12 protein-coding genes are annotated in these 14,718 nt (G+C 40.7%); 7 read left to right on the forward strand and 5 right to left on the reverse strand.

Features of this window, described 5'->3' with window-relative positions; all coding sequences use genetic code 11:
* Positions 1 to 555 precede the first annotated feature (555 nt).
* Complete coding sequence (locus H140_RS0106210) at positions 556 to 1,074, forward strand: hypothetical protein (RefSeq protein WP_019672800.1); 519 nt, start codon at positions 556 to 558, stop codon at positions 1,072 to 1,074.
* A 326-nt stretch (positions 1,075 to 1,400) separates the two neighbouring features.
* Here the strand turns inward: H140_RS0106210 and H140_RS0106220 are convergent, their stop codons facing one another.
* Together H140_RS0106220 and H140_RS0106225 are read right to left on the reverse strand one after the other, a co-directional pair.
* Positions 1,401 to 3,008: an inorganic phosphate transporter gene (locus H140_RS0106220; protein ID WP_019672802.1), complete on the reverse strand. Its 1,608-nt coding sequence runs from the start codon at positions 3,006 to 3,008 to the stop codon at positions 1,401 to 1,403.
* Positions 3,009 to 3,259: 251 nt separating this feature from the next.
* A complete protein-coding gene (locus H140_RS0106225; RefSeq protein ID WP_019672803.1) occupies positions 3,260 to 4,918 on the reverse strand; it encodes an ATPase in 1,659 nt (552 codons plus the stop codon).
* Positions 4,919 to 5,438: 520 nt separating this feature from the next.
* On the opposite strand from H140_RS0106225, the gene H140_RS0106230 reads away from it, so the two are divergent.
* The 6 genes from H140_RS0106230 to argF all read left to right on the forward strand — a co-directional run bounded on the left by H140_RS0106230 (position 5,439) and on the right by argF (position 12,502).
* Complete coding sequence (locus H140_RS0106230) at positions 5,439 to 6,116, forward strand: FFLEELY motif protein (protein WP_019672804.1); 678 nt, start codon at positions 5,439 to 5,441, stop codon at positions 6,114 to 6,116.
* A gap of 87 nt (positions 6,117 to 6,203) precedes the next feature.
* The gene (ubiE, locus tag H140_RS0106235; protein WP_019672805.1) at positions 6,204 to 7,364 is read left to right on the forward strand and encodes a bifunctional demethylmenaquinone methyltransferase/2-methoxy-6-polyprenyl-1,4-benzoquinol methylase UbiE; all 1,161 of its coding nucleotides are present in this window, start codon (positions 6,204 to 6,206) and stop codon (positions 7,362 to 7,364) included.
* A 178-nt stretch (positions 7,365 to 7,542) separates the two neighbouring features.
* Positions 7,543 to 8,265 (forward strand): ubiquinone biosynthesis accessory factor UbiJ, encoded by a 723-nt coding sequence (locus H140_RS0106240; protein WP_019672806.1) that lies wholly within the window; start codon positions 7,543 to 7,545, stop codon positions 8,263 to 8,265.
* 127 nt (positions 8,266 to 8,392) lie between these two features.
* Positions 8,393 to 10,033, forward strand: a complete 1,641-nt coding sequence (locus tag H140_RS0106245; RefSeq protein WP_026348889.1) for an ABC1 kinase family protein — start codon at positions 8,393 to 8,395, stop codon at positions 10,031 to 10,033.
* Between the two features lie 194 nt (positions 10,034 to 10,227).
* Positions 10,228 to 11,406: an alanine racemase gene (alr, locus tag H140_RS0106250; protein WP_019672808.1), complete on the forward strand. Its 1,179-nt coding sequence runs from the start codon at positions 10,228 to 10,230 to the stop codon at positions 11,404 to 11,406.
* Positions 11,407 to 11,581: 175 nt separating this feature from the next.
* The gene (argF, locus tag H140_RS0106255) at positions 11,582 to 12,502 is read left to right on the forward strand and encodes an ornithine carbamoyltransferase (protein WP_019672809.1); all 921 of its coding nucleotides are present in this window, start codon (positions 11,582 to 11,584) and stop codon (positions 12,500 to 12,502) included.
* A 58-nt stretch (positions 12,503 to 12,560) separates the two neighbouring features.
* On the opposite strand, the gene H140_RS0106260 is transcribed toward argF, so the two are convergent.
* The 3 genes from H140_RS0106260 to rpiA all read right to left on the reverse strand — a co-directional run bounded on the left by H140_RS0106260 (position 12,561) and on the right by rpiA (position 14,603).
* The gene (locus tag H140_RS0106260; protein ID WP_019672810.1) at positions 12,561 to 13,268 is read right to left on the reverse strand and encodes a CDP-alcohol phosphatidyltransferase family protein; all 708 of its coding nucleotides are present in this window, start codon (positions 13,266 to 13,268) and stop codon (positions 12,561 to 12,563) included.
* A gap of 154 nt (positions 13,269 to 13,422) precedes the next feature.
* The gene (locus tag H140_RS0106265; RefSeq protein ID WP_019672811.1) at positions 13,423 to 13,827 is read right to left on the reverse strand and encodes a hypothetical protein; all 405 of its coding nucleotides are present in this window, start codon (positions 13,825 to 13,827) and stop codon (positions 13,423 to 13,425) included.
* Between the two features lie 116 nt (positions 13,828 to 13,943).
* Entirely contained in the window at positions 13,944 to 14,603 is a 660-nt protein-coding gene (rpiA, locus tag H140_RS0106275) for a ribose-5-phosphate isomerase RpiA (RefSeq protein ID WP_019672813.1), read from the reverse strand.
* Between the last annotated feature and the right edge of the window lie 115 nt (positions 14,604 to 14,718).

Here is a 14,718-nt window from a genome sequence, read left to right on the forward strand (position 1 = left end):
TGTTTTTTTATTTGCTTTGTTTAAGCGTTATCCAGGCAGTGCATAGTATAGGTTTTGATACTAAACACCAAGAGTTAACTATTTTAGGACTTATGCAAAAATACAATTTCAAGGCTTAAAAAGCGACTGGTTATTATTTATAGAGCGTTTGGCTCTACTTTCAGAGGATTCATAAATGATTACCAGCTGCCATCATATCTACTCGTGCGTAAGTCCTATATTTTCAACTTATTTATAAGTGTTTTTATCTTATTTAAGAGTAGCTTTTAGCTTATTCAAGAGTAGCTTTTAGCTTATTTAAAGTAATACCAAATCTGAAAATTAAGATATCGAAGAAAACGAGTGCAAACGTTACAAGTAGTAGGTTTGGCGAATTTGATAATGATAGGTTATTTTTCAGAAAAGGTATAATAATACAGATTGAAAACACGCCCTAATAACTGTTAACAAAGTATAGTGGTTTTTTTACCAAAAAAATCATATATTGACAGCATTAAATAAGCTTTAATCTGTAACTCTTAAATTACAAAAAACTCAAACCATAAGGATATTTTTATGATTACCCTTCCTGCTGCAGAAAAGCTACCAGATAGCATTGATCCAGAGTTAGACCTTGAAAAAGTAAAAAAGCAATGCCAAGCATTAGTCAAAAAACGCGCAAAATACTCAGCTGGGGCAGCCATTATCCCAATACCTTTTGCTGATGTTGCCCTTGATGCTGGGATGCTAACGCTACTATTACCTGAAATTAGCGAGCGCTTTGGCCTAATATCTGATCGTGAATCTGCCATTGATATTAATGCTAAAGAAGTTCATTGGAGCGAGGTAAAAAATCGTGCTATTGACTTTGCAGGATTGATGGCAACTCGTGGCGTAGTAAAAAAAACAGTCCAAGGTTACGGTGGAAAAATTGTGGCTAAACAGGTGACTAAATTCATTCCTTTGGGTGGCCAATTAGTAGCAGCTACCATGGGCTACATGATTTTCAAAAAAATTGCTAACGACCATATCAATGAGTGCTACAAACTTGCTAAAAGCATCCAGCAAAAACAGCATGGCAAAAATGTCCAATAATACTGTTAGCAAGACGCGTATCAACAAAGTGCTAACCAAAATAGTGCTAACCAAAATAGTGCTAACCAAAAAGGCCATTGAATAACAATGGCCTTTTTTAATAGTTTGTTTTGCCTTGATAACCTCTAATGAAAACCTGCGTTCACAATCTACAATGAATTCTTTTTTTCCTAAATAAGCCTGTTAATCGTTACTAGGGGCTGTTTAAAATTGATTTGTTTTATATTGGAGCATCCAAACTTTAACTTAATATCCTAGCTTTAGCTGATAAGTACAGGCTCCGAAGCAATCTTTGAGAGCTCAAAATTAGCCTTAAAACACATGAATTAAAACAAATTGCTCAAAGCCAAATAACTAAGCATTGACATCACTGCCGCTGCTGGTAGCGTAACCACCCAAGCCAGTCCAATTGGTTTCATCAGCCCCCAATTAGTATTTTTATTAACCATACCAATACCCAATACTGCACCAACTAAAACATGGGTACTAGATACTGGTAATCCAAGCATAGAAGCGCCCATTACTACTGCAGCTGCTGATAGTTCAGCAGAAAAGCCAGAGGCAGGATGCATTTGAGCCAAATTAGTGCCCACAGTTTGAATCACTTCTTTACCAATAAACCACAGGCCGACAATTAACGCCACACCAAAGGTCACCATCACAGGTGTTGGTACAGCGGCTTCACTGGCAATGGCATTGGTCCGAATCACATCCATAATGGCCGCAAACGGACCAACTGCGTTGGCAATATCATTGGCGCCATGACTAAAGGCAAATCCAGCTGCAGTAAATACCTGCATCCAACTAAATAAGATAAATGTAGCACGAGTTAAATCTTCTTTTTGCTTACCCTTGATGCTCTTAGTATAAATAAAGGTAGTCAACCAAATGAGCGCACCGACCATAATCATCAGCAAAAAGCCATGTAAGGTAGTTAGACTAAAATCAACATTTTTAAGTCCTTTAAACACCACCATAGCAGTCATGACTACCCCACCAAATGCGGCAATCAAAGGTACCCACTGGCGCAGTGCTTTTAGAGTATCAATACTGCTTCTTTCACGCTCAATGTCATATAGTTCGCGGTAGTATTCAGTTTCTAAATCATCACGCTCTGTGTCCTCATCTTTATAAATTTCTTGGTCACGGACCATTTTTGAGGTATATGACACCTGCAATGAGTCGGCTAACTCATTAACCCACTCTTTATGCTGTTTTTTTAGCACCTTTCTAGCAGCTTTTAACTCCTTGATACGCTCTTCGGCACGATCATTGTAATATAAAATATTAATTTTAATTTGTTTATACAAGGCATAGGCTAACAAACCGCCAAGCAACGGAGATAACACCCAAGACAGCGCAATTTGACCGATTTGATCCCATTGGACGGTTGAAAATGCCAGCTCTGTACCACCAATTTGGATTCCCATCACAATAGAGCTACCAACCACACCACCAATAATGGAGTGCGTGGTCGATACAGGCAAACCTTTTTTGGTGGCGAATAATAGCCAAAAAGCGGCGGCAATTAGCGCAGATAACATGACGTAGATAAATTGATTTGGTTCAATGGGTAACCCATCAAGATCCACAATGCCTTTACGAATAGTATCTGTTACCTCACCACCAGCAATAACCGCACCAGACACCTCAAAAATTGCCGCTACTGCCAGCGCTTGTGGAATCGTTAACGTGCCAGCACCGACAGAAGTACCAAAGGAGTTGGCTACATCGTTACCACCAATATTAAAGGCCATAAAAATGCCAAATACGGTAGCGACAATAAACAAAGAAGTTTGTTGGTGATTGGTATAATCTAAGCCCCACCAAACAAAGTATGCGGTTATGACGGCAAGAAACAAACCAAAAAACAAATTCGCTCTGCTTGAACCTTTAAAATAAGTATTGCTTGGTGTAGTTGACTTTGGAAGCATGATATTTTCTGAGCCAATCGGATGTTAAAATGTAAAACCCCGAATAGTCGGGGCTTCAATGGATAAACACTTGCTATTACTAATTAAACCACTTAACTATTATCATGGTACGAACTGAGGATATGTTTTTTTAATTGCTTATATATATACATTATACCCTTCTCTGTCAAAACTTGAAACTGTTGTTTTTGACCAAGTGCTTATTTGAATTGCTTACCTGTTTTTGATTTATATATTAATTTATATAATCGCTAACAGCTGATAACTTTTTCTAATTGCGCAATCGCATGATCTAATACTGCCAAACGAGCGGTGCGCTTATCATTGGTCGCTACCACATGCCAAGGCGCATACTTGGTATTGGTGCGTGCTAACATATCAGCGGCAGCTTGTACATAATCTTGCCATTTGTCACGATTACGCCAGTCATCTTCAGTTAATTTAAATTGCTTGTGCGGTGTCTCTTTCCTATCTTCAAAACGCTCAAGCTGTTCCTGCTTATCAATTGCTAACCAATATTTGATAATAATAGTGCCTTTGTCCGCCAAATCGCGCTCCATACGATTGATCTCATCATAAGCACGTTGCCAAGCATCATCACTGGCAAAGCCTTCAATACGCTCAACCAATACCCGTCCATACCAAGTCCTGTCGAAGATTGCTATACGGCTTAATCGCTCTTCTTTTCTGCTAGGCGTAAGCTCTGGCATCCGCTTCCAAAAGCGCCACAAATAAGGGTATTGTAGCTCTATTTGACTCGGTGCTGAAATATTATAAATTTGATATTCTCGAGGATCTAGTGGCGACACTAAACGCTTAATAGCACCACCTTTACCAGCAGCATCCATTCCCTCAAAAGCAAAAATAACATGATGATGCTCACCAACACAACCAGCACCCCTAGCTCGCAGTAGCTCGGCTAATCTAGCCTGCTTTTTGGCCAATGACTTATGATAGTCAGACTTGGTCAAATCAGGGTCATCTATGTCCGTTAATTTATCTGGTACATCTGCCCATGAAAAGGCAGCATTCATATTGCGTGACACATTAGCCATTAGTGGATGGTTGCTGTCATGTTGCTGACTACTTATTAACGCCGCTTGTGCCGCATGTAATACCTCATGGCAAAACTCAACACTGGCTTGCTGATTATAACCTTGATCTTTATAGGCTTTCTTTTTAGCTTTTTTATCATCAGCTTCACTACCATCTATAATAACCCAGTTTTGTTGCTGACTTAGAATAACTTTGGCAATTTCATTAAACTTTTTTACCATTTTTTTGTCATGCCAATCCATATTATAGAGCCAATATGGATCTTGTTTGTCGTCTTTTAGACGCAACTTCAAGGTGTCTTCATCGATATGAAACCAACATTTTAATAACTTAGTATGATTATTGGCCAAATCTGCTTCAAACTCTGTCAAGATATTCAACTGAGTACGCAGGTATATCTCCCATTCTGGTGGTTCTTGTAGATCTTTGTTCTTATCTTTATTTTTCTTACCCTGCTGCATCCGTTGCAACGTTTCTTGGATTAAGTCAGCATACCAGTTGCCAAAGTAAGCAGTGATATTGCCATGTCGTGGCAGTTTGCCAACATGAGTTTGCCAAATGGGCTCATACTCACTTGGCTGTGTGCCAGTACAAGCTTCAATGTTGAGCAGCCTTGGATCTACCCATTGACGAAGTTGGGTAACTGCTGCTCCTTTACCAGACAACTCCATACCATTGACTAAGACCAATAGGCCAGTGGCTTGTCCTTGTTGTCGAGTTTCACGTAATGCATACTGGGCTTTAACCAATTCAAACCGTAGTTGATCTTCATCCATATGAAAGGTGCTTAACGGATCTGCTTCGATAAATAACTCATTGTTATGAAAATTGGCATTGTCATCTTTTTTTGACATTATATTCATCCTTACTTTTATGCTTTGGTTTTAGTTGTTATGGTTTGATGTTCACTGTTTAAGTTATCAAGTTTTTATTACGATTGTATTTTGATTGTTTTGTATTTTACTTGTATGATTGCGTGAAAAGACTCAAGTTATAGATTTGATATCTTCTGACGTTAACTTATAGTAATATAATTAGCAGTTATACACTCAGGGGTAAGTAGTCATATAGGGGTAAGTAGTCATAGATTAAGGGGAAAAATAGACGCTTAGCAAGACAAAAATGCAGTCTAATCTTATTCCACAGATAAAGACTATACGACCCCATCTCATTCTAACTTTCCATTTTTACCTTTAATACCATATTTTGTAATACCATATTTTGTAATACTAAATTTTAATATAAGATATGCCTGCGAATGCACGTACCACTATAAATACAGGTAAAAAAATACACGCACTACTATAATCGACTTAACAAGCGTAGGTTATTATTCAGAATTAGTATCACTTAAAAAAATCTAGGAGTTTACCTATGTCCGCATTATCTAAGCTTGGTGTTGAGCTACAACAATTTTGGCAACTACCTCATCATAACAATCCAGAGTTGGCACAAAAGCTACAACAAGTCCAAGCTTGGCAAAAAGACCGTATTCGTCAAACCCATGCCACCTTGTTTTCAGAACCCAAAAACAAGCCAATGGCAGAATACTTTTTAAATCATCTATACGGTGGCGATACGCTTAATCAAATTGTCAGCCAGCTTGAAAGAATTGTACCCAAAGCACGCAAACTTGAAAAGCTTGCCCCTTCAGCAGCACTAGAAACAGGAACGCTAGGCGTTGAAACCGCTATCACCTCAACCAAGCTCGACCTCAAATTAGCCGAGTGGTTAGTTGCCAATGATTTGCCAGTGACTGCTGATAATATGCATGCTGCATACCTAGCAGTTAATGATGAGAGCGCCCGTCGTCAACAAATTGAAGACTTAAAGCAAGTTTGTTACCGTAGTGACAAATATTTAAACTCTTTTATTTTGCAAAAAGCATTTAAATTGGCCAAAAGACAGGCTTACAAACATAACTTACAACCTTTATATGACTTTATTGACGCAGGATTTGCTGCTATGAAGCCGCTAAAAAGTGTCGCCAGCTTTATTGATCCATTTTGTGAGCGTGAGCTACAAATTATCGCTGATGTACACCAAAAATAGAATAACAAATCCAAATGGCCGACTAATACAAGCCATATTGAATTCAAGATATCGATAAAATTAAAGTAGTTAACCAAGGATTTATTTATGAGCCAATCAGTTACTTCAGCGCATGATACCAAGCAAACAGAGCATAGCAGTCAAGCCAGCCACACACCGCAAGCCAATACTAGCGATATACAAACTCAGCTTGTTGAAAAAACCCTTGATGAGCAGCAACAAACCAATGCCAAAGTGCAACAAGCGCTACAAGGCAACTCAGCTCAGCTTAATTTAGACTCTACTAGTGGCAAAAAAACGGTACTCAACGACCAGTTTAGCAATGTCTCTGAACTACCTGTGGGCACACCACAAGGTCAACAAGCGACTCTGCCTTTTCAAAGCAGTGCGCAATCGTCTCAAAGCGCTACAAATACTCACACTGTCAGCTCAATAACAGCAAACACTCTGCCCCGCTTTAACCCAAAAGATGATATTCACAATCCGCACACACCAGATACAGATGGCTTAGAGGAAACCCACTTTGGCTTTAAAAAAGTGAAAAAAGCAGAAAAACAAGCCAAAGTTGCTGATGTCTTTACCTCAGTTGCCAAAAAGTATGACATTATGAATGATCTAATGTCGTTTGGTATTCACCGCTTATGGAAACGTTATGCCATCAGTTTATCTGGTGTGCGCACTGGACAACATGTATTAGATATTGCTGGCGGTACTGGCGACTTGGCCAAAGTCTTTAGCCGTGAGGTCGGCAGCAGTGGTAAAGTAGTATTATCAGATATTAATGCAGCCATGTTGGATGTGGGTCGTGAGCGCCTAATTAATGCTGGTTGTAACAATGTCGATTTTGTACTTGCCAACGCTGAAACCTTAGCACCATTTGAAGACAATAGCTTTGATCTATTGACCATTAGCTTTGGACTACGCAACGTAACTGATAAAGATGCTGCCTTACGTGCAATGTACCGAGTATTAAAGCCAGGTGGTCGTTTATTAATTTTAGAATTCTCAAAGCCTGTGTTTGAGCCACTATCAAAGGCCTATGATATTTATTCGTTTACTGCACTACCACTTATGGGCAAACTGGTGGCAAATGATGCCGAAAGCTATCAGTATTTGGCTGAGTCTATTCGTATGCATCCAGATCAGCAAACACTAAAAACCATGATGGAAGATGCCGGCTTTGTAAACTGCGATTATCATAACCTAACCGCTGGCATCGTAGCTGTACATCGTGGCTTTAAAAAATAACCAACTATTTACCTCACTCTCAACTCTTAGCATAGACTGTTGCTTTAGCTCAGCATATTTGATTAAAGTTACGTTTTTCTGGGTAAAAAGCACCAGTCTAAATCGAGTCTTCATAAGCTGAGCATGAGGTATTGTGATGAGCATGAGGTATTGTAAATAGTAACTTAGGCAAAACACTATGATTACCGTTTTACTTTTAACTGCAGTAGAAAAGCTAATAAATGTTGCTATTTTGAGCGACCAAACGACCAAAGCAGGCTTAACCGATTTGACAGGTAAGGTGCTTCGCTTAACCATGATGACACCTAAATTCAATGTCGACATTCATTTTCATGATGACCATATCCGCTTTGAGCCAGTCAAATACAGCGCATACGACCTGTATGAGACGCCTAATGATGCTCAAGATGAGCGTTCACAAGCGTGGCAACAGTATGCAGCCATTGGTAATATACAGCCTGATTGTACGATCAAAGTTGATAATATCGCCGAGTTGCTTAATCTAATGCGTGATGCAGGTGGCAATCTGCCGATTGAAGGTGACTATAAGATACTGATGCACTTAAAGCAGCTAATTGCAGGCTTTAATCCCGATATTGCAGGTCAACTTGAACCTCTTATTGGTAGCTCGTTATCTATGCAACTGGACCTGTTAATAAAATTTTTAAAAGGAAATGTGTCTCACAGTGCCAAACACGCCTTTAATGATGTCGCAGACTGGGCTAATGATGTCGCAGGCAATGCACCACCAGATCCTGATGAAGACGCTGAAATTACAGACCTAAAGCAACAGTTGCTTAAATTGCGCTCAGATATCGAGCGTGAAGAAGCGCGCTTGGCAATGATTAAGGCAGAACAAGCCAAAGTACTTGCTCGGTTACAACAGGAAACAAACCGTTAACAGCTCTCGTTACTGGCTATGGTTTGGTATTTACGACCCTTTTTTCCTAATAAGCCGTCTTTACGAAAAGGTGGCTTTATTTTCACTTTTAAACTTTTAAAACTTTATAACTGGGTGGCTTTACATGCTGTTAACTCATCGAAAACGTCTGTTTCAACTGTGGCGCATAGCTGCACATTACCGCCTAGATACTCATTTACCACTAGCAGACACCCCACAGCTACAACCGATTGCCAAAATGATCAAAGCGCATCCAGCAGCTTGGGGCAAAAAACATCAGCCTAATGGGGTCAAGCTGGCATTAGAGGACATGGGTACCTTGTTTTTAAAACTAGGTCAGCTGCTCTCTACTCGTCGTGATCTTGTTACCCCTGATATTATCGAACAATTGGTACAGCTACAAGATAGAGTCAAGCCTTTTGATGTCGATATCGTGATTGCCCAAATTCAAGATAGTAAGCATGGTTTAGGGCAAAGCTTAAATACTCTGTTTACCCGCTTTGATACTAAGCCGTTGGCAGCTGCCTCTATTGCACAAGTGCATACCGCCGCTTTGCATGATGGACGCGAAGTGGTAGTAAAAGTGGTACGTCCTGATATTCGAGATCAGATTGTGGCAGATTTTGAGCTACTCCGTGATATGGCGCAATGGGCTTCGGCACGTATTGAAGCTGCCCGTGCTGTACGTATTATTGAAGTCGTAGAAGACTACCGCCAAATTATGCTCAATGAGTTGGACTTGAACTTCGAAGCAGACAATACTACCAAGATGCGTAACAACTTCTTAGGTTCAACCATGATGTATGTACCAGAGGTCTATGCTGCTTCAAAAAATGTCATGGTTATGGAACGCATCCAAGGTGTGCCTATCTCTCAAACTCAGGTCTTCGATGATCTAGGCTATGATAGAGCAGCATTGGCAGAAAAAGGGCTTACCATCTTTTTTACCCAAGTGTTCCGAGATAACTTCTTTCATGCTGACATGCATCCTGGCAACGTTTTTGTTGAAATCTTGCCTGAAGAGACTCCAGAGCCATACCGCCACTACCCACGCTATATTGGTCTAGACTGTGCCATTATGGGTGAGCTGTCCAATGAAGACCAGATGATAGTGGCTCGTATGTTGCTGGCGGTGATGAACAACAATTTTGCTAACTTAGTCGATATTGTCAGTCGCGCTGGTTGGATTCCACCCAATACTGACAAACACGCCTTGACCCGTGATATGCGCCGTACCGTTGCACCTATGGTATTAAAGCCGATTAATGAGATCGACTTTGCTGGCGTGTTAATGCAGATTTTAGATATCGCTCGTCGCCATCATATGAGTATCCCACCACAGCTGGTGTTGCTATTAAAAACCTTGGTTCATGTTGAGGGGCTAGGTCGTGATTTATACCCAGAGCTTGATATTTGGTCATTGGCCAAGCCGATCTTAACCAGTTGGGTTAAAGAACAGCTAGATCCTGTCCATAATATGCGCAAATTACGCGAACAGTTGCCTGAGCTGATGCTATCTACGGCCCAAATCCCCAAACTACTAGATCAGGGTATCCAGAGCATGGCCTCACAAGGTGCTAGACAAGATCAACAGTTAAGAGAGATCCAGCAAATTCGTGCTGACATGCTTAATGACAGACGCCGCGATTGGATTGCGTTATCTGGCTTTGCTATTAGTATTGCGCTTGCCACACAAGTTATTGGTTGGTTATCGCCTATTTTTTACTTATTGGCTATTTGCTTTGTAATATGGCGCATACTAGGATAATGCCTTTATCTGGTATGACAATGTCAGTTAGAGAATAACACCCTCAGCTAGGTGGTAGCCCTCAGCCTGTATCATTAAGGATATGTTGAGGATAGTTAAAATAAAATCATACCAAAACTTGGGCATATCCTTAATACAGCCCTTTATATTTATTGTTATAGAATATTTATTGTTATATTAAGTGAGAGGTGTTCATGCGTCATGCGACTATCACCATAGATCAAACTGCCTTAACCCATAATCTTAACCACGTTAAACACCGTATTCCTGCAACCACTAAGATACTAGCCATGGTTAAAGCTAACGCCTATGGTCATGGTGTCGAGGCTTGCCTACCAGCACTACAACAAGCAGATGCTCTGGGTGTGGCTTGCTTTAGCGAGGCGCAACAATTACGCTCATTGGGTTGGAACAAAGATATTGTGTTGATTGAAGGTGTTTTTAGTGAAAATGAATGGCAGCAATCACTACAAGCCACCTGCCAAAGCATCATCCATCATCATCATCAAGCTAACTGGGCGCTGAGTCATGTTCCTAATGTTAGCTCGCCATGTCGTACGCTTTGGCTAAAACTAAATACAGGAATGAACCGTCTAGGATTTGAGCCTAATGAATTGGTGGCTGTGGCCAAGCCTTTAGTAGCAGCAGGCTATCAGCTAATCTTAACCAGCCATTTTGCCAATGCTGACACCCCATTACATCCATCAAATACTCAACAAATCGACACCTTCAACCAAGTATTAAAGATGCTAAAAGCACAGGTAGATGCCAATACTAAGGCTTCTTTATGCAACTCAGCTGGTATTATCAACTTTCCACAATGTCACTTTGACTGGGTACGTCCAGGTATCATGCTCTATGGCAGTACTCCATTAGAAGCGGTCAGCGCTGATAACTTACAGTTAAAGCCAGTGATGACATTTAGCGCTCGCATAATGGCCATTCACCATATCGCAGCTGGTAGCTCAGTCGGCTATGGCAGTCGCTTTGTCGCCAATCGCCCTATGCTAAAAGGCATTGTCAGCATTGGATATGGTGATGGTTATCCTCGTGTAGTTGATGGCTCAGCTTGGGTCAGCTTGCATCCACAAAAGCTGCCATCAGACACTAACAACACAGCTGAAAATCAGTCGTTACAAGCTTATCGCTGTCCTGTCATTGGTCGGGTAGCGATGGATATGATTGCTATTGATTTGACCGACGTGCCAAATCCTCAAGTAGGGGACCGTATTAGTCTATGGGGCGATACATTGAAAGGTGCGCCTAGTGTTGACGATATTGCTCACTCAGCACACACCTTAGGTTATGAGCTGCTGTGCCGCGTCACGCAAAGACCGATTCGAAAAGTCCTTACAGCAAGCATCACAGAATAAATTAATAAAAAGCACGGTTAACTGTTTTCACCCTGCTATAAATTTGGTTATACTGACAGTTTACTAGGGCTATTTATTTTGCTATTGATTTTCAATAACCCCAACTCATTTTTCAAAAAAACCCAACGGTTTAAATTTTATTCATTTTAATGTCTAATCATTTAAAGAGAACCTCATGAGCGTGCGTCATTTTTTAACACTACTTGATTTGTCTCCAGCTGAGCTTGAAGCCTTAATTAAGCGAGCAAGTGAGCTCCGAAAAATGCAACATATGGGGGAGGTTTATCAGCCCTTTGTTGGTCGTACTTTAGGAATGATTTTTGAAAAATCCTCTACCCGCACCCGCATCTCCTTTGAGACTGGTATGGGACAGTTTGGTGGTCACGCCATCTTCTTATCACCAAAAGATACCCAGCTCGGTCGTGGTGAGCCAATTGAAGACTCTGCACGTGTGATATCAAGTATGGTTGATATCATTATGATTCGTACCTTTGAGCATGAAAAAGTAGAACGCTTTGCCGAATATTCCTCAGTACCTATCATCAATGCCTTAACCGATGACTTTCACCCCTGCCAGCTACTCGCAGACATGCAGACCTATTACGAGCATCGTGGTAGTATCAAAGATAAAATTGTTACCTGGGTCGGAGATGGCAATAATATGTGCTCGTCTTTTATGGCAGCAGCCAATCAATTTGGTTTTGAACTTAGAGTGGCAGCACCTTATGGCTTTGAGCCTAACCCAGATCTAATGCAAAAATTTAAACACTGTGTTAGCTTGGTTGAGGATGTACAAGAAGCCGCCAAAGATGCTCACTTGATTGTGACCGATGTGTGGGCAAGTATGGGGCAAGAAAGCGAGCAAAACACCCGTGCCCGCCGCTTTGCGCCCTACCAAGTCACCCCGTCATTACTGGATAAAGCTGATCCAGATGTGTTGTTTATGCACTGCTTACCAGCACACAGAGGTGAAGAAATTTCACATGATATGCTAGATGATCCAAGATCTGTGGTGTGGGATGAAGCTGAGAACCGTTTACATGCCCAAAAAGCCTTAATGGAGTTTTTACTAAAAGACAAAATCAAACTTAATTAAACTGGTTGACTAACTTTTTAGCTTATTGATTTTCTAAAGCTTATTGGTTTTCTAAAGCTTATTGATTTTCTAAAAAGTGATACGCACTAAGCGAACGGTTATAAATAGTAAACACACAGCCAATACAAATAATCACCAATACTGTTAGCAGCATCCATCCTGAGCCAGAAGCATTGGACGAGGCATTAGCTGTCATCTCTGATATTGCAGGCCATAATCTGCCTAGCCAAGGCTCAATTGCAGTGAGCACACATGCCAGCGTTAATAGTGCCATACGATGTTGCTTTGCCATTGGTCCAGAAAAATTACTTGGTGCACCTATACTCACCGCCAAGGTCCGCACATAAGCAGTCATTACAGCCAATAGTGCTGCTAACCAGCCAAGAGTCGATCCCCAGCTAACAGCCGTTACTGCATAGCCGGCACCAATCAAAATTAAAGGATCTGCAATTCGATCAGGAATATCATTGAACATCTCTCCTGATGCCGTCCCTTTACCGCCTTCAATTGCTACCATACCATCAAACAAATTACATAACAACCGACACTGTATAAACACAGCAGCTGCTAAAGGCAATAACCATAACAGCGAGCCACTCACATAAGGTAACGTAAATAAGCAGGCAGATGCTAGAGCTGCAAAGACAACGCTAGTAATAGAGATTTGGTTAGGGCTGATGTTTTTATTGCTTAGCCACTTAGCAATGACTTTTGCCAGTCCAATGCTTCGTACTTTTAATGGCCTTCGACCCTCTAGTTCAGACATGATACTCCTTATCTTTATTGTTATCCGCTTGTACTCTGCTCTTAGCTTAATCAACACGCACAATAAGCTGGCGCTATTGCCCAGCATAACAGGATCTTGTGTTAAAAATACTAAGATTGAAGTCTGCTTGAACTATTTTAAATCGTTTATTTAATCAAAACGGGAGGTGTCTTGAATTATATACAGACTTCTGTAATTTGACGGCAGTAATCACACAAAATATAAACGCCACCGTTAATGCAGGTGCAATGGTAAAGAAAATGTGTGCTGTGCCAACAAGGCGATGAGTCAATATCAAACAACTACCAGTTAGACTTACCGCAAGCAATCCTGGCAATATCAGACGCAGCTTACCCTCAGGCAGCCGTTGAAAGATAAAGCTTACCAAGCGCACCAATACCAAGGTAATACAGCAACTGGCAAGCCCTTGAGTTAATGCAGAAGTTAATTGGTTTTCAGAGCCTGCATTGACATAATATGCCCAGCCTCCCCATAATACAAAAGCAAAAAAAGCAGAGATCAAATGATAGGTCAGACCGACATGGGGAGTTTGATGCATATGGCAATGTCTTATTTGGTTGTTATGGTACACTTGGTTATTATTGTACACTTGGTCATTATTGTACACATGGTTATTATTGTACACTTGGTTATTGAGTCATATTCCAAAGCACATTAACGGGTTAATTTCTCAACACCAGTTGACTTTGCTATTAATAGAGTATCCGCCTGGTTCGCTGCAAAAATACCATTGCAGACGACTCCTACGATATTATTTAAACGCTGCTCCATATCGCTAGCGCTTTCTATATTTAGCTGATAAGTATCTAAGATAACATTACCATAATCAGTGACAAAGCCTTCACGATACACAGGTTCACCACCAAGCTTCACTACCTCACGTGCCACATAAGATCGAGCCTGAGGCAACACCTCAATTGGAACTGGAAACTCACGACCAAGCTGAGTTACCCATTTGCTCTCATCAACCATGCAAATAAACTGCTTGGAAGCAGCAGCGACAATTTTCTCACGAGTTAACGCACCGCCTCCGCCTTTAATCAATTGTAAATTTGGGTTCACCTCATCAGCGCCATCTAGATATAAATCTACCTCACCGACAAAGTTTAAATCCATCACTTCAATACCAATTGCCTCTAATTTTTCTTGTGTGACTTTTGAGCTGGCAACTGCACCTTTAATGCGGATATCTCCTAAAAAATCTATCAAGCAGTTTACGGTTGTACCTGTACCCACTCCCAAAATCATACCATCTTCAATATAGCTTAAAGCTGCTTTTGCGACATCTTTTTTAAGCTTAAGTTGCTGACTCATAACGACCCTTTTCGCTCTGTGATACTAAAAAAATTACGGTAAAATACAATGACACATAATACCAAATCTAACTACTTTTTTGGTTATTTCTCTATCTAAATCGCAACTTTTTGAG

The sequence above is a fragment of the Psychrobacter lutiphocae DSM 21542 genome (assembly GCF_000382145.1).
Classification (GTDB): domain Bacteria; phylum Pseudomonadota; class Gammaproteobacteria; order Pseudomonadales; family Moraxellaceae; genus Psychrobacter; species Psychrobacter lutiphocae.